We start from the raw sequence: 16,410 nt of genomic DNA, 5'->3' as shown, positions 1-16,410 counted from the left end.
CCGCGCGGATCCTCGGACCGCGCGGGCCGGACGCGCTCGAGCGGGACGTCAGTCGGTGCTCGCCGGGTCGCTGCCGACCGCGCCCTCGGTCTCGTCCGGCAGGTCGGCGTCGCCGGAGACGGTGTCCCCTCCGCTGTCGCCGTCGGTCACGGCGTCCGTGACACCGCGGTCGATCGCGGTGCCCCCGGGAGCGGCCCCCGCTGCGGAGGCGTCGGCCGCGTCCTCGCCGGGCAGCACCGTCTGCGCGCCGCCGGTGTTCGGGGCGGCGTCGCCGCCGGATCCGGGAAGGTCCTCGTTCACGTTCTGGTCGGCCATGTCGGCTCCTCTCGTCGGGGCTCCAGCCCAGCACGCGACGGGCCCCTCCGCAGGACGTTGACAGCGCGGGGACGAGGGGGCAGAGGCGGGCCGCGAGGCCGGGCGACGCGCCTTCACCGTGCTCCCCGGCGCTGTCAAGCGGACTGCCTCCGGGGCCGTCTGGTCGTAGCGTCGAGCTATGAACTCCTCCCGCACCGACTCTGTCAGCCGCATCGCCCGGGAGGACTTCGGCTGGTCGTCGCTGCTCCCCGGTCAGCGCGAGGCGATCGAGTCGGCGGCCTCCGGGCGCGACACACTGCTGGTGCTGGCGACGGGCGGCGGCAAGTCCGCGGTCTACCAGATCGCCGGAGCCGAGCGCGGCGGCGTCGTCCTGGTCGTCTCCCCGCTCGTCGCCCTGCAAGCCGACCAGCTCGCCGCGATCGAGGCGGCTCCGGCGGCCCCGCCCGCCGTCGCGATCAACTCCTCCCAGGGCGCCGCGGCCGTCGCCCGCGCCTGGGACCGGATCGACGAGGGCGGCCCGCTCTACGTGCTCCTGGCGCCCGAGCAGCTCGCCAAGCCCGAGAACGTGGCGCGTCTGGCGGCCGCGGGGGTGTCGCTCCTGGTCGTCGACGAGGCGCACTGCGTCTCCTCCTGGGGCCACGACTTCCGCCCCGACTACCTCCGCCTGGCCGATGTGCGCGGCGAGCTCGGTGATCCGCCGGTGCTGGCGATGACCGCCACCGCCTCCGGGCCGGTGCGCGACGAGATCATCGAGCGCCTCCGCATGACCGACCCCGAGATCCAGGTGCATGGCGTCGACCGTCCGGAGATCCGGCTGGTGGTGCACCGCCACGAGAGCGAGAACGAGAAGCGCGCCGCCGTGGTCGAGGAGGCCCGCAGCTGGACGGCTCCGGGCCTGGTCTACGTCGCCACCCGCAAGGAGACGGAGGCCTACGCGGCCGACATCGCGGCGGAGGGGCGCCGGGTCGCGGCGTACCACGCCGGACTCAAGGTGTCCGAGCGCAAGGTCGTGCACGAGCAGTGGCGCGCCGGCGAGCTCGACGTCGTCGTCGCGACCTCGGCCTTCGGAATGGGCATCGACCGGGCCGACGTCCGCTTCGTGCTGCACGCGACGACCACCGAGTCGCTCGACGCGTACTACCAGGAGATCGGCCGCGCGGGCCGCGACGGCGAGCCGGCGACGGGCGCGCTGCACTACCGCGCCGAGGACCTGGGTCTCCGCCGCTTCTTCGCCAAGCGCTCGGTCGACAAGGCCGCGCTGCGCGTGATCTGGGCGGCCGTCTCGGAGCAGCCGGGGCTCGACACCGCGGCTCTCGCGAAGGAGCTGGGGAAGCCGGCCCGCACGATCGCCCGGATCGTCAACGATCTCGCGGACGCGGGGCTGGTGGAGACCGGGTCCGGACTGCGCGCGACGCGCGAGGCCTCGGGCGACGAGGCCGTGCACGCGGTGAAGGAGGCTCTGGCCTCCCGCGAGCGGATCGCGGAGTCGCGCCTGTCGATGATGCGCGCCTACGCGGAGACCAGCCAGTGCCGCCGCCGAGTCCTGCTGGACTACTTCGGCGTGGAGTCGGCCGAGTGGTGCGGCAACTGCGACGGCTGCGAGCGGCACGAGGCGAGCGGCGAGACCGTCGAGGCGCCCGTGGACGCCCCTCTGAACGTCGACGAGTCGGTGGAGCACCGCGAGTGGGGCGCCGGCACCGTGATGAGCGTGGAGGCCGACCGGGCGACGATCTTCTTCGAGTCCGAGGGCTACAAGGTGCTGTCGTTCCAGGCGCTCGAGTCCGGCGTCCTGCGCGAGCGCGAGCACGCCTCCGCCTGACCCCGGCTCTCCGCGCCGGCCGATCGCCGCTCGCGGGACGCCGCTCCGGTACAGCAGGCACGGCGTGCCGTGCACCGGAGCGGCGTCCCGCGGAGGGGGTCAGACCTTCGAGACGGCCGAGCTCACGTCGGTGGGCTTCTCATAGTCGCCGTCCGGGATCGCACGGAGGGCCTCGAGGACGTCGCCGTCCGCGCCCTCCTTCTCCGCGGTCTCGACGATCGTGTCCTTCGAGGCGGGGTAGTCGATGCCCGAGAGGTACTTCTGGATCTGGATCGGGTTGGGTGCGTCCATCGTGCTGTCCTTTCGTCGCCTTGCTGAGTGTTACGAGTGCTCTTCGGCGAAGAGCCGGTCGAAGGCGTCGACGCGCCGGTCGGTGACCGTCGTGGGCGTCTCGAGGTGCACGGCGCCGCTGGGCACGAGGCCCGCGCCGCCGAAGCGCTCCATGACGCGCCACTGCGCGGCGACGTCCTCACCGCTGTGCTCCGGGGGCAGCTGCTCCCAGAAGTCGAAGCCGCCGACGGCCAGGAGGGCGTCGCGGCGGTAGAGGACGCACGCGCCCAGCCAGGCGACCCGGTACGCGCGCCAGGCGCCCTCCGGGACGTCGAGGCGGGCGGCGACGTGCGTGAGATTCGCCGCGTTGTGCAGCGGCCAGCGCTCGAACTCAGGGGTTCCGCGCCGCACCCGCTCGGGCTCCACGCGCTCCTCCCAGGTCTCGAACGACTCGGTCTCGTGCGGGCGCACGTCCTCGAGGTAGGACAGGCCCTGCACCGCGGAGCCGACGAAGCCGCAGTCGAGGCGCTCGAGGGCCTCGTGCAGCCGCGAGAGCGTGCCCGGCTCGAGCCACACGTCGTCGTCGAGGAAGAGGACGGCCGGGGCGGTGGCGAGGGAGAGGAGGTAGTGCCTCTGCTCCGCGAGCCCGCGCCGGGGCAGGTGCCGGCGCACCACCGGAGCCCGGCCCTGCGCCTCCAGCACGCGCAGCATCGCGAGGATCGTCGGGTCGCTCTCGGCGACCGCGTCGTCGGACTGGTCGCTCACGATCACGCGGAAGGGCGGGTCGTCCTGGGCGGCGAGTCCGGCGAGCGTGGCGGCGAGCTCGGCACGGCGGCCGACCGTCGGCACCAGCACGTCGATCAGCGGCTGCCGGGGAGCCTCCGGGACCCCCCAGCGCCCGGACCACCGGCGGCTGGTCACGGCGCGGTCGATCGGATGCGCTGGACCATCTCGGTCGTGGAGTGCTCCGAGACGTAGCCGACCGTGGTGACGACGCCCCCGTAGGAGCGGACGACGGCCGCCTCCGCGAGCATGTCGGGGTTGTAGTCCCCGCCCTTCACGTAGACGTCGGGCTGCACGCGCTCGAGCAGCGGGATGGGGGTGTCTCCGCCGAAGAGCGTCACGTAGTCGACGCAGCCCAGCTCGGCGATCACGCCCGCGCGGTCGCCCTCCGGGTTGATCGGCCGTCCCTCGCCCTTCAGCCGCCGGACGGAGTCGTCGTCGTTCACCGCGACCACGAGCACGTCGCCGAGCTCGCGGGCCTGGCGGAGGTAGGCGGTGTGGCCGCGGTGCAGGACGTCGAAGCAGCCGTTGGTGAACACCACGCGGCGACCGCGGTGCGACTGCTCCGCGAGGACCTCGACGAGGGCGTCCTCGCCGAGCACGACGGCGCCGGGAGCGGCGAGGGAGGCGAGCAGGTCGTCGCCCGAGCAGACGGAGGTGCCGGGGCGCTGCACGACCACGTCGGCGGCGGCCTGCGCCAGATCGACGGCGGTGGCCAGGGAGCGGCCGGCGGCGAGGGCGAGGGTGGCGGTCGCGGCGAAGGTGTCGCCGGCGCCGGATGCCTGCTTCTCCTCCGCAGGCTGAGCGAAGGTGCGGCTGACCGTGCCGTCGGCGTCGAGGGCGGTGGAGCCGTCCCGGTCGAGGGTGACCACGACGTGCCGGGCGCCCGAGCGGGCGCGCAGGTCGTCCGCCGCGTCGCGCACGGCGGCGGCCCGCTCCGTCCCGCGGCCGAGGGAGCCGCCGAGCAGCCGCTCCGCCTCCTTGGCGTTCGGGGTGACGAGGTCCGGCCGGGCGAAGGCCCAGTCGGCGAGCTCGTGCGCGTCGATCACGAGGAGGCCGGGGCGCCCGACGGCGAGCAGGCGCTCGACGGCCTCGCGGAGGATCCCCGAGCCGTAGTCGCAGACCAGGACGGCGTCGGCGCCCGCGGCGGCCTCGGCGGCGGCACCGGCGAGCAGGGCCAGCTCGTCGTCGGCCGGGTGGTGCGGGCCGGAGTCGACGCGCAGCATCACGCTGTCGCCGCCGACCACGCGGGTCTTGATCGTCGTCGCAGCGCCGGTGCGGACGACCCGGGAGGTGTCCAGGCCGGCCCGCTCGAGGGCGCGCACGAGCCGGTCGCCCTCGGAGTCGCGTCCGGCCACGCCGACCGTGCGGACGACGGCGCCCAGCGCGCGCAGGTTGGCGGCGGTGTTGGCGGCCCCGCCCGCGACGTCGACGACGTCCTCGAGCCGCAGGACCGGCGCGGGCGCCTCCCGCGTGACGCGCTCCGCCTCGCCGAGCCACCAGGAGTCGAGGATGAGGTCCCCGATCACGGCGACGACCGGCGGGCGCTCGTGGACGTGCGCCAGGAGGGCGCTCGCCCGCTGGAGCGCCGAGCCCTCGAGGCTCATCGCGCGCCTCCCGGCAGAACGGGCAGGCCGAAGTGCACGACCGTGGTCGTGGTCATCTCGTCGAGCAGCTCCGGGCCGTAGCCGAAGCCGGAGCCGGACGCTCCGCGGGGCTGGGCGCTGCCGCCCGGGGCTCCTCCGAAGACGCCGTTGACCTTGACGGTGCCCACCGGCAGCGTCGCCGCGGCCCGATGGGCGTGCTCCATGTCGGCGGTGAGGATCGAGGCGGCCAGACCGTAGGGGCTCGCGGCGGCCAGGTCCAGGCCCTCGTCGAAGGAGTCGACGACGCGGATCGGCGCGACGGGCCCGAAGGTCTCCTCCGTCATCACCAGCATCGACTCGGTGCAGTCGGCCAGGACGGTCGCGGGGTAGAAGGTGCCGTCCCCGGGAGTGCCGCCGGTGAGGGCGCGCGCGCCGCTGCCGAGCGCCTCCGTGACGTGCTCGTGGACGGCGTCGCGCATGCGGGCGTCGACGAGGCGGGGGAGCGGGCCCGCGCTCCAGCGGTCGGCCTCGGCGACCAGCGCCGCCGTGAACGCCTCGGCGATGTCGCGGTGCACGTAGATCCGCTCGACGGAGGTGCAGATCTGGCCGGCGTTGGCGAAGGCGCCCAGCGCGGCCTGCTCGGCGGCCCAGACCGGGTCGACGTCGCGGTCGACGACGAGCGCGTCGTTGCCGCCGTTCTCGAGGATCACGTGCGTGCCGGTGAGGGCGGCGACCCGGGCGAGCGCGCGGCCGGTGGCGGTCGAGCCGACGTGGGCGAGGACGTCGACGCCCTCGGTGCGCGCCAGCTCGTCGCCGACCGCCCCGTCGCCCTTGACCAGGGTCAGCACGCCCTCGGGCAGCGCCTCGGCGAGGATGCTCGTGAAGAGGGCGCCCGTGCCCGGACTGCGCTCGCTCGGCTTGTGCACGACGACGTCACCGGAGACGATCGCGGCGCCCAGGAGGCCCGCAGCGACGGCGACCGGGTCGTTCCACGGAGTGAGGGCGAGCACGACACCGCGCGGGTGCGGCAGGGCCAGATCGACGTTGAGAGCCCCTCCGCGCAGGCTCCTCCCGCGGTGCAGCGGGCCGAGCTCGGCGTACTGGAGCAGCGTGTCGACACCGGCGCGCACGCCGCCCAGCGCGTCGCCGGCGGGCTTGCCCGTCTCCTGCGTGTTGAGGTCGGCGAGCTCCTGCTCGCGCTCGGCCACGCGGTGGGCGGCGGCACGGAGCAGGGCGCCGCGCTCGGCGGGCGCGGTGGCGGCCCACGCGGGGAACGCGGTCCGCGCGCGGCGGACGGCGTCGGCGGCGGTCGTGGCGGGGGTCGTGATGTCGATGGTCACGGTCACCTCTCGGTCGGGGGCGCCCGCGGAGTGGCGGACGCATCCGTCCGGTACCCGGGTGGTGCGCGCCTAGACACGCCGCCTCGGGAATCCACCCCCGGATCGGCGACGGGCTCGCCCCCGATCCGGTTTCGGATCGGTCCCGGCGGGGAAGTGGAGGAGTGCACCGTCCCCGGAGCGGCGCCCGCGCGCCCTCCGCACCTGAGAGGAACCCGTCGTGGTCGCCATCGCCCCCCTCCGAGAGCCCTTTGCCGGAGTCGAGAGGATCGCCGTCCTGCGCGGCGGCGGACTCGGCGACCTGCTGTTCGCGCTGCCCGCCGTCGACGCCCTCGCGGCCGCCTACCCGGGAGCCGAGATCACCCTGCTCGGGACGCCCGCGCACCGGGTCCTGCTGACGGGCGTCGAGTCGCCGATCGCCGACGTCGAGATCCTGCCGGTGGCGCAGGGCGTCCGCGACGGAGAGGGGGAGGACCCCCGGGTCGTCGAGGACTTCACCGAGCGGATGCGCGCGCGCCGCTTCGACCTGGCCGTGCAGCTGCACGGCGGCGGGCGCTACTCCAACCCGTTCCTCCAGCGCCTCGGCGCGCGCCACACGATCGGGTCGCGCACCGACGACGCCGCGGAGCTCGAGCGCACGATCCCCTACGTCTACTACCAGCACGAGATGCTGCGGGCGCTCGAGATCGTCGGGCTGGCCGGAGCCGGAGCCGTCCGCCTGGAGCCCGTCCTGCCGGTCGACCCGGAGCGCCGCGACCGCCTGGCCGCGGCCCTGCCCGCGGGCGGCCCGCTCGTGCTGATCCACCCCGGAGCGACCGATGTCCGCCGCCGCTGGCCGAGTGCGTCGTTCGCCGAGGTGGCGACCGCTCTCCTCGCCGACGGGGCGCGAGTGCTGGTGGTGGGAGACGCCTCCGATGTGCCCGCCGCCGACGAGATCGTCGCCGGAGCGCCGGGAGCGGTCTCCTGGGCGGGCGTCGTGGACCTCCCGGACCTCGCTCCGCTGCTCTCGCTCGCCGACCTCGTGCTCGGCAACGACTCCGGCCCCCGCCACCTCGCCGCCGCGGTCGGTGCTCCGACGGTCGGCATCTTCTGGGTGGGCAACGCGATCAACGCGCAGCCCCTCGGACGGCAGCGCCACCGGGTGCAGCTGAGCTGGACCACCCGCTGCCCGGTCTGCGGCATCGATGTGACGCAGGTGGGCTGGACCGCTCCGCGCTGCGAGCACGAGCTCACCTTCGTCGACGACGTGCCGGTCGACCGCGTGCTCGAGGACGTCCGCGGAGTGCTCGCCTCCACCCGCTGAACCGCGAGATGCCACCTGTGGTGCTCGACATCGGCGTGTCGGCGTCACAGGTGGCATCTCGCAGCAGGGGGGATCCCTGGGTCCGCGTCAGCGGATCACGGCCAGGACGGCTCCTCCTCGTGCGTGATGACGAGCTCGCGGACCTCGCAGCCGCGCGGCTGGCCGAGGACGAACATGACGGCGTTCGCCACGTTCTCCGGGTCGTTCAGCAGCGCGTCCGGGCCCGGCTTGTACTGCTCGTCGCGGTCGTCGAAGAAGCGCGTCTTCATGCCCGACGGGATCAGCGTGGTCACTCCGATCTCGCCCTTGGTCTCGGCCGCGAGCGCGCGGGTGAAGCCGAGCACGCCGAACTTCGAGGCGCAGTACGCGGTCGCGTCCGAGACGGCCTTGATCGCGAGCGAGGAGGCGACGGTGACGACGCGGCCGTGGGTCTCGGTGAGGAAAGGCAGCGCCGCCCGGACGACGGCCGCGGTGCCGAGGAGGTTGACGGAGATGACGCGCTCCCACTCCTCCGGCTCCACATCGACGAGGCGGCCGCAGCGGTCGATGCCGGCCGCGGTCACGACGGCGTCGAGCCCGCCGTGCTCGCGGGCGATCTCGACGACCGCCTTCTCGGCCTCGCGGGTCTTCGCGACGTCGACCTGGTAGGCGGCGACGCCCTCCTTCACCGACGAGACGTCGCGGTCGAGCACGATCGGGGTGCCGCCGGCGGCGGTGACCGCGGCGGCGACGGCCGCACCGAGCCCGGAGGCTCCTCCGGTGATCAGGACGCGGCCGATGGGGGTGGGAGTGGTGCTCATGGTTTCCTTCCGGGGGTGGTCTGCGGGCCTCGTGGGCCGCGGGTCAGCCGACGCGCGCGAGCGCGGCGGCGAGATGGGTGGTCGAGCGGCCCGGGTGGTACGGCACGGTCAGGACCCGGCCGCCCCACTCCGCCACCGTCGCCGTCTCGGGGAGGGACTCGGCGGAGTAGTCGCCGCCCTTCACCCAGACGTCGGGGCGGATGCGGCGCAGCGCCTCGTCCGGCGTGTCCTCGCCGAAGACCAGCACGGCGTCGACGCACTCGAGCGCGAGCAGCAGGTCGACGCGGTCGTCCTCGGGGATGATCGGCCGCGCCGCGCCCTTGAGGCGCCGGACGGAGTCGTCCGAGTTGAGGCAGACGATCAGGCAGTCGCCGAGAGCCCGTGCTGCGGAGAGGGTGCGGGCGTGGCCGGCGTGGAGCAGGTCGAAGCAGCCGCCCGTCGCGACCACCGTTCCTCCTGCCGCGCGGACGGACTCGGCGACGCGCAGGGCGTCCACCCCGCCGCCGTGGAGGGGTGCGGGGTCGGCGGGAGCGGAGAGGGAGGCGACCCCTCCCGCGAGGAGGTAGGCGCCGGCCGCGGCGACCGCCGCCTGCACCGCCTCCGACGTGCTCGCGCCCTCGGCGAGGGCGACGGCGGCCGAGGCGGCGAACCGGTCGCCCGCGCCGCACGGGTCGGTGGGCGGCACGGCGAAGGCCGGTGCGACGACCGGGACGCCGGCGCCGCGGGAGCGCAGCAGGGCGCCGGAGGATCCCATCGTCACGGTGACCGCACCGCAGCCCCAGCGCTCGAGGAGGGTGGTCGCGGCGGACTCGGCGCGCGTCACTCCGCGGCCGACGGCTCCCGAGAAGGCGGTGGCCTCGGCCAGGTTCGGGGTGGCGAGGGAGGTGGCGGCGACCGGCTGCGAGCCGCGCGGGTGCGGATCCCACACCAGCGGCACGGTGAGCGCGTCGAGCGCCGTGCGAAGCGACGGCTCCTCGGTCAGGCGGCGGCCGTAGTCGGCGACGATCACGGCGTCGGCGTCGGCGAGCGCGGCGAGCATGGGGTCGGTGACGCCGGGGACGGGCGGCGTCTCGCAGCCGCGGTCGATCCGCACGACGGCCTGGCCGGAGGCGGCGACGCGGGTCTTCACCGGCGTCGGCGCTCCCGAGGGCCCGGCGACCAGGCGGACGCCGGACAGCTCGGCGCGCAGCTCCGCCACGTCCGGATCCGAGTCCTCGGCGAGCGCGGTCACCAGCGTCACCTCGTGCCCGTCGCGGGCGAGCATCCGGGCGACCAGCCCGGCACCGCCGGCGCGGGCGCTGCGGGCCGACACGTCGACCACGGGGACGGGGGCGTCCGGGCTCAGCCGCTCGGCGGGTCCGGAGAGGTCGACGTCGAGCATCACGTCGCCGACGACGACGAGGCGCAGGCGGCTCACGCGGCGGCCGCCGTCCGCGCGCGGATCCGGTGCTCGAAGGCCCGGCAGAGCGCGTGAACGAGCACCAGCTGCGCCTCCTGCACATTGGAGCCGTGGCCCTCGAGGGCGATCGCCTCGTCGCAGAGCTCGGTGAGCGGGTTCGGCCCCTCGCCGGTCAGCGCCCACGACCGGGCGCCCGCCGCACGGGCGGCCTCCGCGGCGTGGAGGAGGTTCGCGCTGCGTCCGCTGGTGGAGAGCAGCACCACGACGTCCCCCACCCGGGCGTGCGCGGTGACCTGGCGCGAGAACACGTGGTCGAAGCCGTAGTCGTTGCCGATCGCGGTCAGGCTCGACGTCTCGGCGTGCAGCGAGATGGCGGAGAAGGGGACGCGGTCGCCGTCGAAGCGGCCGACGAGCTCGGCGGTGAGGTGCTGCGCCTCGGCCGCGGAGCCGCCGTTGCCCGCGGCGAGCAGGCGCGCGCCGGAGTGCAGGCGGTCGGCGAGCTCGACGCCCCAGGCGGCGATCCTGTCGGAGTGGCGCTCCAGCTGCGCGACCGCGTCGAGCGCGCGCGCCACGTGGTCGTCGACGAGGCGCCGGGCGGCGTCGGCCGGGGTGTCCAGAACGGTGTCGATGGTCGCGGTGTCGATGGTCATCGTCGCGGAGCCGCCTTCCGGGTGGTGGGGGATGAGGGTGCGCTCGTGGCGCCGGTGAGGAGCGACTCGTCGCCGAGGCCGGCGAGGGTCGTGACGTAGGCGCGCTCGGTGTCGGCGGCGACGCGGTCCCAGGAGTAGCGGGACTCGACGCGCTCGCGGCCGGCGGCCCCGTAGGCGCGGGCGCGGTCGGGGTCCTCCAGCAGCGAGCCGAGGGCGGCGGCCAGGGCGACCGGGTCGCGCGGAGGCACGTGGACCCCGGTGACGTCCTCAACCACGGTGTCGATCAGGCCGCCCACGGAGGAGGCGACGACCGGCACGCCGCAGGCCATCGCCTCGAGCGGAGTGATGCCGAACGGCTCGTACCAGGGCGCGCAGACCACGACGTCGGCCGAGCGGAGCATCGCGGGCATCTCGGTCTGCGAGAGCTGGCCGACGAAGTCGACACGGTCCGCGACGCCGAGGCTCTCGGCCACGCCGTGCAGCCGCTGGTACTCGGGGTCCGCCGTCAGCGCGTCGCCGGAGCCGGAGCCCCCGACCACGACGAGCTCGGCGTCGTGGCCGGCCGCGACCAGGTGCGCGAGCGCCTCGATCGCGATGCCCATGCCCTTGCGCGGCACCAGGCGTCCGATGGTCATCAGCCGCGAGCGCTCGCTGCGGGGCGCGACCGGGCCCTCGACCGAGAACCGGTCGATGTCGACTCCGCAGGGCACCACCGAGATGCGCGAGGTCGGCACGCCGAGCCCCTTGAGCTCGAAGGCCTCGTCCGAGCAGGTGGCGACGACGCCGTCGGCCTTCTGGCCCACTCCGGGCTCGAGCCAGGCGCGCTCCTCGGGGCTGGTGTCGAGCGCGCCCTGCTGGCGGCGCTTGACCACGCCCAGCGCGTGGAAGGTGTGGAGGACGGGCACGCGCCGACCCGTGGCTCGCTCCACCCGCTCGGAGGCGTCGAGCGCGGCGACCCCGGACATCCAGAAGTGGCTGTGCACGAGGTCCGGCCGCTCCTGCAGCCACTCCTCGGCGAGGTCGACGGCGAAGTCGCCCATGAAGGGCAGCAGCTCGTCCTTGGACACCCGGCGCGGCGGCCCGGCGTCGATGTGCACGACCTCGACTCCCGAGGTGAAGGGCACGCGCCGGGGCAGGGAGGGGTCGTCGCGGCGGGTGTAGACGACCACGCGGTGGCCGCGGCGCGCGAGGGCGTCGGCGAGCGCCGCCACGTGGACGTTCTGGCCGCCGGCGTCGACGCTGCCGAGGGTCGCCAGCGGGCTCGCGTGCTCCGAGACCATGGCGATCGTGAGCGCGGGCGCGGAGGAGAGGTGCTGCTTCATCGGGTGCTCCCTTCCAGAGCGGGCTCCGGCGACCGGCGTCCCGGGAGGTCGGCGAGGACCTCGTCCCAGTCGCGGTGGAACCGGGCGAGGCCGTAGCGCGCGAGCGCGGCCTCGCGGGCGACGGCGCCGGCGCGGGCGGCGCGGTCCGGGTCCTCGACGAGCGCCCGGGCCGAGGCGACGAGGGCGTCGAGGTCGTTCGAGACCGCTCCGGCCTCGGGCGGGACGGCGCGCCCCGCCTCCGTCACGTCGAGCGCGACGACGGGCATCCCGAGATGCATCGCCTCCAGCAGCGCGAGGCCGAGGGAGGTCCAGCGGAACGGGTGCAGGTAGACCCGGCGGCGGGCCAGGGCCGCGTGCATCGCCTGCGTGCGGACGTCGCCGAGGACCGTCACGTCCTCCAGGCCCGGCAGCTCGGCGAGCCGGTCGGTCTTCATCCCGAAGACGTCCAGCGGAGCGACGGCGCCGAAGCGGGGGAGCAGGTCGGTCCCGGCGACCCGGCCCCGGCGGACGGGCTCGTTGACGACCACGCCGAAGTGCGGCAGCTCGCCGGTGTAGAGGGGACCCGGGTCGTGGATCCCGTGCTCGATCACCGTCGTCCGCGTCGATCCGGTGTCCCACATCAGGGCGTTGAAGTGGGTGACGTGGACGATCAGCAGGTCGTCGCGGTCGGCGAGCGGGTGGCGGTTGTCCGGCACATCCCCGCGGGGGGTGTTGTGCTCCACGTAGACGGCGGGCACGTCGCGGCCGAGGCGTCGCCCGAGCAGGCGCTCGGCCTCGGCGAGCTCCTCGGGCCTCTGGAGGAGGACCGCGTCGACGTCGGCGTCGTGCAGCTCCTCGGGCGCGATCTCGACGGCGCTCGGCCAGTCGCGGCCGCCGGTGCCCAGGCCCCAGCCGTCGCGGGCCGGAGTCGTGGGGAGCAGGTAGGTGTGGGCGCCGCGGACGAAGGCGTCCGCCCAGCCGCCGTGCACGTGCCAGAGCAGGATCCTCATGCGATGGCCTCTCTCGGGGAAGTCGTGGGTCGGAGTCGGAGGGCGGCGGCGACCGCCTCCTCGGCGCTCACCCCCGCGAGGCAGGGATGGCCGGGGACGGGGCACACGCGGGCGCGCGAGCCGGCGCAGGGCGCCTCCTGGTCGCCGAGCAGCGCGACCGGGACGCCGTAGGGCGCCCAGCGCACGGCCGGGACGACCGGCGCGAAGAGGCTGACCACGGGGGTGCCGACCGCGGCGGCGAGGTGCGCGGGGCCGGTGTTGCCGCAGATCACGACGTCGGCGCCGGCCAGCACCTCGGCGGCGCCGGGGAAGTCCGTCGCCCCGCCGAGGTCGATGCCGCGGGAGCCCGCGACCTCGGCCGTGAGGGAGCGCTCGCCCGGGCCGCCGGTGACGACGACGGCGAGGCCCGCGTCCGCCAGCAGCTCGACGGCGCGGGCCGCGTTCGCCGCGGGCCAGGCGCGGGCGGGGACGGCTGCCCCGGGGTGCACGACCGCGTAGGGGCCGATCCCCTCGAGAGCGGCGGGCAGCACGCCCTCGCGGCGCACGCGGAGCCGTCCGTCGTCGCCGGCGGGCAGCGCGAAGCCGGCCGCCGCCGCGATCGCGATCGCGCGCTCCGGCTCCGGCTGGTCCTCCTCGAGGGTCTCGCCCGGGACGAGGCGCACATCGAGCAGGGCGCCCGCGAAGTCGATCGAGGCGCCCGTGATGCGGGCGACACCGGCGAGGCGGAGCAGCAGGGCCAGCGGAAGCGGCGACTGGTGGAAGGAGGTGAGGATCACGGCCTCGTCCGGCGCGAACTCCTCGACGATCGCGCGCAGCTCGTCGACGAGCTCGGAGTCGACGGGGCGGGAGGCGTCGCCGATCCACGGGCACCACCAGGTGCGGACGGAGGAGGGACCCGGCAGCAGCGCGGCCGCGGGCGCTCCCTGCGGACCGCTCAGCAGCAGCACCTCGGCGTCGGCCGCGATCGCGCGGACGGCGGGTCCGCACAGCAGGACGTCTCCCGCGCTGTCCAGGCGGGCGACGAGCACGCGGCGCCTCACTCGGCGTCCTCGTCGGGCTGCATCGCGAGCAGCAGCTCGACCGCCTCGAGGAGCGTCGCCGCCTGCAGCGGAGCGGCGTCCACCTCCTCGGCGCGGGTGATCGGAGTCGGCACCAGCACTCCACGGGCGCCGGCCGCGGCGGCGGCGCCGACGTCGGCCCCGATGTCGCCGATCACGGCGAGGGAGCGGGCCGGCAGTCCCAGCTGCTCGGCGGCGCCGAGCACCATGCCGGGCCGGGGCTTCCGGCAGGAGCAGCCGTCCTCCGGGCCGTGGGGGCAGAGCATCCACACGTCGAAGCCACCGAACAGCTCGTCCACGCGCCGGTTCACCGCGTCGGCCTGGCCGCGGTCGATGATCCCGCGGGCGATCCCGGACTGGTTGGTGACCACGCCCACGGCCAGCCCCGCCTCGCGCGCGCGCTCGACCGCGGCGAGGGCGGTGGGCATCGGGGAGACTTGCGCCGGGTCGCCGTTGTAGGGCACGTCGACCACGAGCGTCGCATCGCGGTCGAAGAGGATCCCCCGCAGGCGCGGGGCCCTCGCGCGCTCGTCGGCGCTCCGGGAGGAGGAGTCGTTCACCTTCTCCTCGTACCCCTCGACCGGGGATGTAAACCCCCTTCCGGAGAAGTCGGTCCCTCCGGGCGCGTCGCTCGCATCTGCGGGCGGCGCGTCTGAGGTGCGCGCAGCGGGGTACGGGGACTCCGACAGGAAGGAGGCGCCGTGCGCGCTCTCACCGCCCCGGACGGGACTCCGGAGATCCTCGCGCTGCGCGCCCTCAAGCTCGGCGACCTGCTCGTCGCCGTCCCGGCGCTCAAGGCCCTGCGCCGCGGCTTCCCGGACCACCGGCTGATCATGGCGACCACGCCCTGGCTCGAGCCGATCGTCGACCTGGTCGAGGGACTGGACGCGCTCGTGCCCACCCTCCGCGGACTCGACGACCCGCTGCCGATGGCCGCCGGCCGGGTCGAGCTCGGCGTGAACCTCCACGGCAACGGCCCGGAGTCGCGGCTGCGGCTGCGCGAGATCGCGCCCGAGCGCACGCTCGAGTTCCGCGTCCCGGCGCTGGACCCGGGCGCGGGCCCGGAGGACCCGCGGCCGCTCTGGATCGACGGCGAGCTCGAGCGCGCCCGCTGGGCCCGCCTGGTGAACTCGATCGGTCTCGACGCCGACCCCGAGGACGTCGCGATCGCCGTCCCGGAGGAGCCCGCCTCGGCCCCCGGAGCCGCCGTCGTGCACATCGGGGCCTTCTACGGCTCGCGCGAGTGGCCGGAGGAGCGCTTCGCCGCGGTGGCCCGCTCCCTCACCGCCGATGGGCACCGCGTCGTCTACACCGGGGGCGCGAACGAGGCCGACCGCGCCCGCCGCGTCGCCGAGCTCGCCGGCACGGGCGAGGTGCTGGCGGGGGAGCTCGCGCTCAGCGGGTTCGCCGCGGTCGTCGCGGCCGCCGAGGTCGTGGTGACCGTCGACACCGGGGCCGCGCACCTCGCCTCCGCGTACGGCGTCCCCTCGGTCGTGATCTTCGGTCCGGCACCTCCCGAGGCCTGGGGTCCTCCGGCCTCGGGTCCGCACGTCGTGCTGACCGACGCCTCCCTCCGCCGCGGCGACGTGTTCTCCGCCGAGCCGGACCCGGCGCTGCTCGCGGTCCAGGTCGACGACGTCCTCGCCGCCCTCTCGTCGCTCCCGTCGCGTGCCGAGGCCCACCTCAGGCGGACTTCAGCCGCGTCGCCGGTCGGACCGGAGTGACCGTGGCCACGCGGGCCCGGGGAGCGCGCGGCTGATGGCTGCGCGAGGGGGCGCCGAGCCGGTCGGCGAGCTGCGCGAGGATCCGCCGCTGCAGGCGCGAGACCTGCATCTGCGTCGTCCCCAGGGCGTCGGCGATCTGCTGCTGGGTGCGCTCCTCGACGAAGCGCATCCGCAGGAGCTCGCGCTGGCCCTCCTCGAGCTCGGCGAGGGCCTCGGCGAGCCCGTGCCGCCGGTCGATCTCGAGCAGCCGGTCGTCCTCGCCGCCGAGGGTGTCGCCCAGGCCGACGCCGCCCTCGCCCACGGTCTCGTCGAGGGAGAGCGGATGCCCCGCGAGGCGCGCGTCGGCCACCTCCGCCGCGTCCACTCCGAGGCGGCGGGCGATCTCCTGGTCGGTGGGGTGACGGCCGAGCTCCTGCGCGAGCTCGTCGGCGACGACGGCGGAGCGGCGGTGCAGCTCCTGCACGCCGCGCGGCGGCCGGATCATCCAGCCGAGGTCGCGGAGGTGGCGCTTGAGCTCGCCGGTGATCGTGGGGACGGCGAACGCGGCGAAGCTGTCGCCGCGCTCGGGAGTGAAGCGGCGGGCGGCCTTCACGAGGCCCACGTAGGCGACCTGGCGCAGATCCGCCCAGTCGCCTCCGCTCCGGGAGACCCGGCGGGCCATGGCCTCGGCCAGGCCCAGGTGGTCGAGCACGATGCGCTCGCGGATGCGCGCGCCCTCGGCGGCCTCCGCGCTCACAGCCGCCTGGAAGAGCGAGAGCGTGCGGGCGTCCTTCTCCTCCCGCGCCGCCTCGGTGAGGGCGCTCGGGCGGTCGGTGCGGGGGTCGAGATCGATCGTGCTCATCAGTGCTCCTTCCGGGCACGCTCGCGCGGAGGCCCGGCGCGGCCTGCGGTGCGGCGCTCGGGCCCTCTCGACGAGAGGCCCGGGGTCAGCGCACCACTGCTCCTGCTCGCTCGGGGAGTCCGTTGACTCGGAGCAGTGCTGTCCGGTAGAAGCAGTCGCCTCGAGGCGCGCACCGTGCCCGGGGCGGAGGCGCCACGGCCCCCGCGATCCCGGG

Annotated in this window: 16 protein-coding genes; 3 read left to right on the top strand and 13 right to left on the bottom strand. The window is 75.5% G+C overall.

Going from position 1 to position 16,410, the window contains the following annotated elements; translation table 11 throughout:
• Positions 1 to 48: 48 nt before the first annotated feature.
• Complete coding sequence (locus C5C69_RS02490) at positions 49 to 315, bottom strand: hypothetical protein (RefSeq protein ID WP_104233224.1); 267 nt, start codon at positions 313 to 315, stop codon at positions 49 to 51.
• A gap of 178 nt (positions 316 to 493) precedes the next feature.
• On the opposite strand from C5C69_RS02490, the gene C5C69_RS02485 reads away from it, so the two are divergent.
• Positions 494 to 2,134 (top strand): RecQ family ATP-dependent DNA helicase, encoded by a 1,641-nt coding sequence (locus C5C69_RS02485; RefSeq protein ID WP_104233225.1) that lies wholly within the window; start codon positions 494 to 496, stop codon positions 2,132 to 2,134.
• A 99-nt stretch (positions 2,135 to 2,233) separates the two neighbouring features.
• On the opposite strand, the gene C5C69_RS02480 is transcribed toward C5C69_RS02485, so the two are convergent.
• From C5C69_RS02480 to C5C69_RS02465, 4 genes are read right to left on the bottom strand one after another with little or no spacing between them, the layout of a single operon-like run.
• Positions 2,234 to 2,425: a DUF2795 domain-containing protein gene (locus tag C5C69_RS02480; protein ID WP_104223528.1), complete on the bottom strand. Its 192-nt coding sequence runs from the start codon at positions 2,423 to 2,425 to the stop codon at positions 2,234 to 2,236.
• Positions 2,426 to 2,455: 30 nt separating this feature from the next.
• Positions 2,456 to 3,325, bottom strand: a complete 870-nt coding sequence (locus C5C69_RS02475; RefSeq protein WP_219812158.1) for a glycosyltransferase family A protein — start codon at positions 3,323 to 3,325, stop codon at positions 2,456 to 2,458.
• A complete protein-coding gene (gene rfaE2, locus C5C69_RS02470) occupies positions 3,322 to 4,794 on the bottom strand; it encodes a D-glycero-beta-D-manno-heptose 1-phosphate adenylyltransferase (RefSeq protein WP_104257251.1) in 1,473 nt (490 codons plus the stop codon). Before rfaE2 ends, C5C69_RS02475 begins: the two co-directional genes overlap by 4 nt.
• Positions 4,791 to 6,113, bottom strand: coding sequence for an aldehyde dehydrogenase (locus C5C69_RS02465; RefSeq protein ID WP_258065158.1), 1,323 nt, complete (start codon positions 6,111 to 6,113; stop codon positions 4,791 to 4,793). Before C5C69_RS02465 ends, rfaE2 begins: the two co-directional genes overlap by 4 nt.
• Before the next feature lie 217 nt (positions 6,114 to 6,330).
• Between C5C69_RS02465 and C5C69_RS02460 the strand changes: the two genes are divergently transcribed.
• Positions 6,331 to 7,413 (top strand): glycosyltransferase family 9 protein, encoded by a 1,083-nt coding sequence (locus tag C5C69_RS02460; protein ID WP_104257249.1) that lies wholly within the window; start codon positions 6,331 to 6,333, stop codon positions 7,411 to 7,413.
• 95 nt (positions 7,414 to 7,508) lie between these two features.
• Here C5C69_RS02460 and C5C69_RS02455 read toward each other — a convergent pair whose 3' ends face one another.
• The 7 genes from C5C69_RS02455 to C5C69_RS16850 are packed head-to-tail and all read right to left on the bottom strand — an operon-like array spanning position 7,509 to position 14,191.
• Positions 7,509 to 8,213, bottom strand: coding sequence for an SDR family oxidoreductase (locus C5C69_RS02455; RefSeq protein WP_104250150.1), 705 nt, complete (start codon positions 8,211 to 8,213; stop codon positions 7,509 to 7,511).
• Positions 8,214 to 8,256: 43 nt separating this feature from the next.
• Positions 8,257 to 9,621, bottom strand: a complete 1,365-nt coding sequence (locus tag C5C69_RS02450) for a PfkB family carbohydrate kinase (RefSeq protein WP_104257284.1) — start codon at positions 9,619 to 9,621, stop codon at positions 8,257 to 8,259.
• 5 nt (positions 9,622 to 9,626) lie between these two features.
• The gene (locus C5C69_RS02445) at positions 9,627 to 10,262 is read right to left on the bottom strand and encodes an SIS domain-containing protein (protein WP_104257248.1); all 636 of its coding nucleotides are present in this window, start codon (positions 10,260 to 10,262) and stop codon (positions 9,627 to 9,629) included.
• Positions 10,259 to 11,584 (bottom strand): glycosyltransferase, encoded by a 1,326-nt coding sequence (locus C5C69_RS02440; RefSeq protein ID WP_104257247.1) that lies wholly within the window; start codon positions 11,582 to 11,584, stop codon positions 10,259 to 10,261. Before C5C69_RS02440 ends, C5C69_RS02445 begins: the two co-directional genes overlap by 4 nt.
• Complete coding sequence (locus C5C69_RS02435) at positions 11,581 to 12,573, bottom strand: glycosyltransferase (RefSeq protein ID WP_104233231.1); 993 nt, start codon at positions 12,571 to 12,573, stop codon at positions 11,581 to 11,583. The genes C5C69_RS02440 and C5C69_RS02435 overlap by 4 nt, the downstream gene beginning before the upstream one ends.
• Complete coding sequence (locus C5C69_RS02430) at positions 12,570 to 13,613, bottom strand: glycosyltransferase family 9 protein (RefSeq protein ID WP_219812333.1); 1,044 nt, start codon at positions 13,611 to 13,613, stop codon at positions 12,570 to 12,572. The genes C5C69_RS02435 and C5C69_RS02430 overlap by 4 nt, the downstream gene beginning before the upstream one ends.
• The gene (locus C5C69_RS16850) at positions 13,610 to 14,191 is read right to left on the bottom strand and encodes an HAD-IIIA family hydrolase (protein WP_104226264.1); all 582 of its coding nucleotides are present in this window, start codon (positions 14,189 to 14,191) and stop codon (positions 13,610 to 13,612) included. The genes C5C69_RS02430 and C5C69_RS16850 overlap by 4 nt, the downstream gene beginning before the upstream one ends.
• A 141-nt stretch (positions 14,192 to 14,332) precedes the next feature.
• Between C5C69_RS16850 and C5C69_RS02425 the strand changes: the two genes are divergently transcribed.
• Entirely contained in the window at positions 14,333 to 15,355 is a 1,023-nt protein-coding gene (locus tag C5C69_RS02425; RefSeq protein WP_104257246.1) for a glycosyltransferase family 9 protein, read from the top strand.
• On the opposite strand, the gene C5C69_RS02420 is transcribed toward C5C69_RS02425, so the two are convergent.
• Positions 15,315 to 16,196 (bottom strand): sigma-70 family RNA polymerase sigma factor, encoded by an 882-nt coding sequence (locus tag C5C69_RS02420; RefSeq protein WP_104257245.1) that lies wholly within the window; start codon positions 16,194 to 16,196, stop codon positions 15,315 to 15,317. The two genes, C5C69_RS02425 and C5C69_RS02420, sit on opposite strands and share 41 nt — an antisense overlap.
• Positions 16,197 to 16,410 lie beyond the last annotated feature (214 nt).

Origin of the sequence: Rathayibacter sp. AY1C7, from assembly GCF_002931865.1 — a bacterium.
Taxonomy (GTDB): domain Bacteria; phylum Actinomycetota; class Actinomycetes; order Actinomycetales; family Microbacteriaceae; genus Rathayibacter.
This window is presented reverse-complemented; position numbering and strand designations above follow the sequence as displayed.

Excerpts from the sequence above, each read along its gene's own strand:
- C5C69_RS02440 (WP_104257247.1), bottom strand. The coding sequence starts at position 11,584 with ATGAAGCAGCACCTCTCCTCCGCGCCCGCGCTCACGATCGCCATGGTC.
- C5C69_RS02480 (WP_104223528.1), bottom strand. The coding sequence starts at position 2,425 with ATGGACGCACCCAACCCGATCCAGATCCAGAAGTACCTCTCGGGCATC.
- rfaE2 (WP_104257251.1), bottom strand. The coding sequence starts at position 4,794 with ATGAGCCTCGAGGGCTCGGCGCTCCAGCGGGCGAGCGCCCTCCTGGCG.
- C5C69_RS02485 (WP_104233225.1), top strand. The coding sequence starts at position 494 with ATGAACTCCTCCCGCACCGACTCTGTCAGCCGCATCGCCCGGGAGGAC.
- C5C69_RS02420 (WP_104257245.1), bottom strand. The coding sequence starts at position 16,196 with ATGAGCACGATCGATCTCGACCCCCGCACCGACCGCCCGAGCGCCCTC.
- C5C69_RS02435 (WP_104233231.1), bottom strand. The coding sequence starts at position 12,573 with ATGAGGATCCTGCTCTGGCACGTGCACGGCGGCTGGGCGGACGCCTTC.
- C5C69_RS02455 (WP_104250150.1), bottom strand. The coding sequence starts at position 8,213 with ATGAGCACCACTCCCACCCCCATCGGCCGCGTCCTGATCACCGGAGGA.
- C5C69_RS02490 (WP_104233224.1), bottom strand. The coding sequence starts at position 315 with ATGGCCGACCAGAACGTGAACGAGGACCTTCCCGGATCCGGCGGCGAC.
- C5C69_RS02445 (WP_104257248.1), bottom strand. The coding sequence starts at position 10,262 with ATGACCATCGACACCGCGACCATCGACACCGTTCTGGACACCCCGGCC.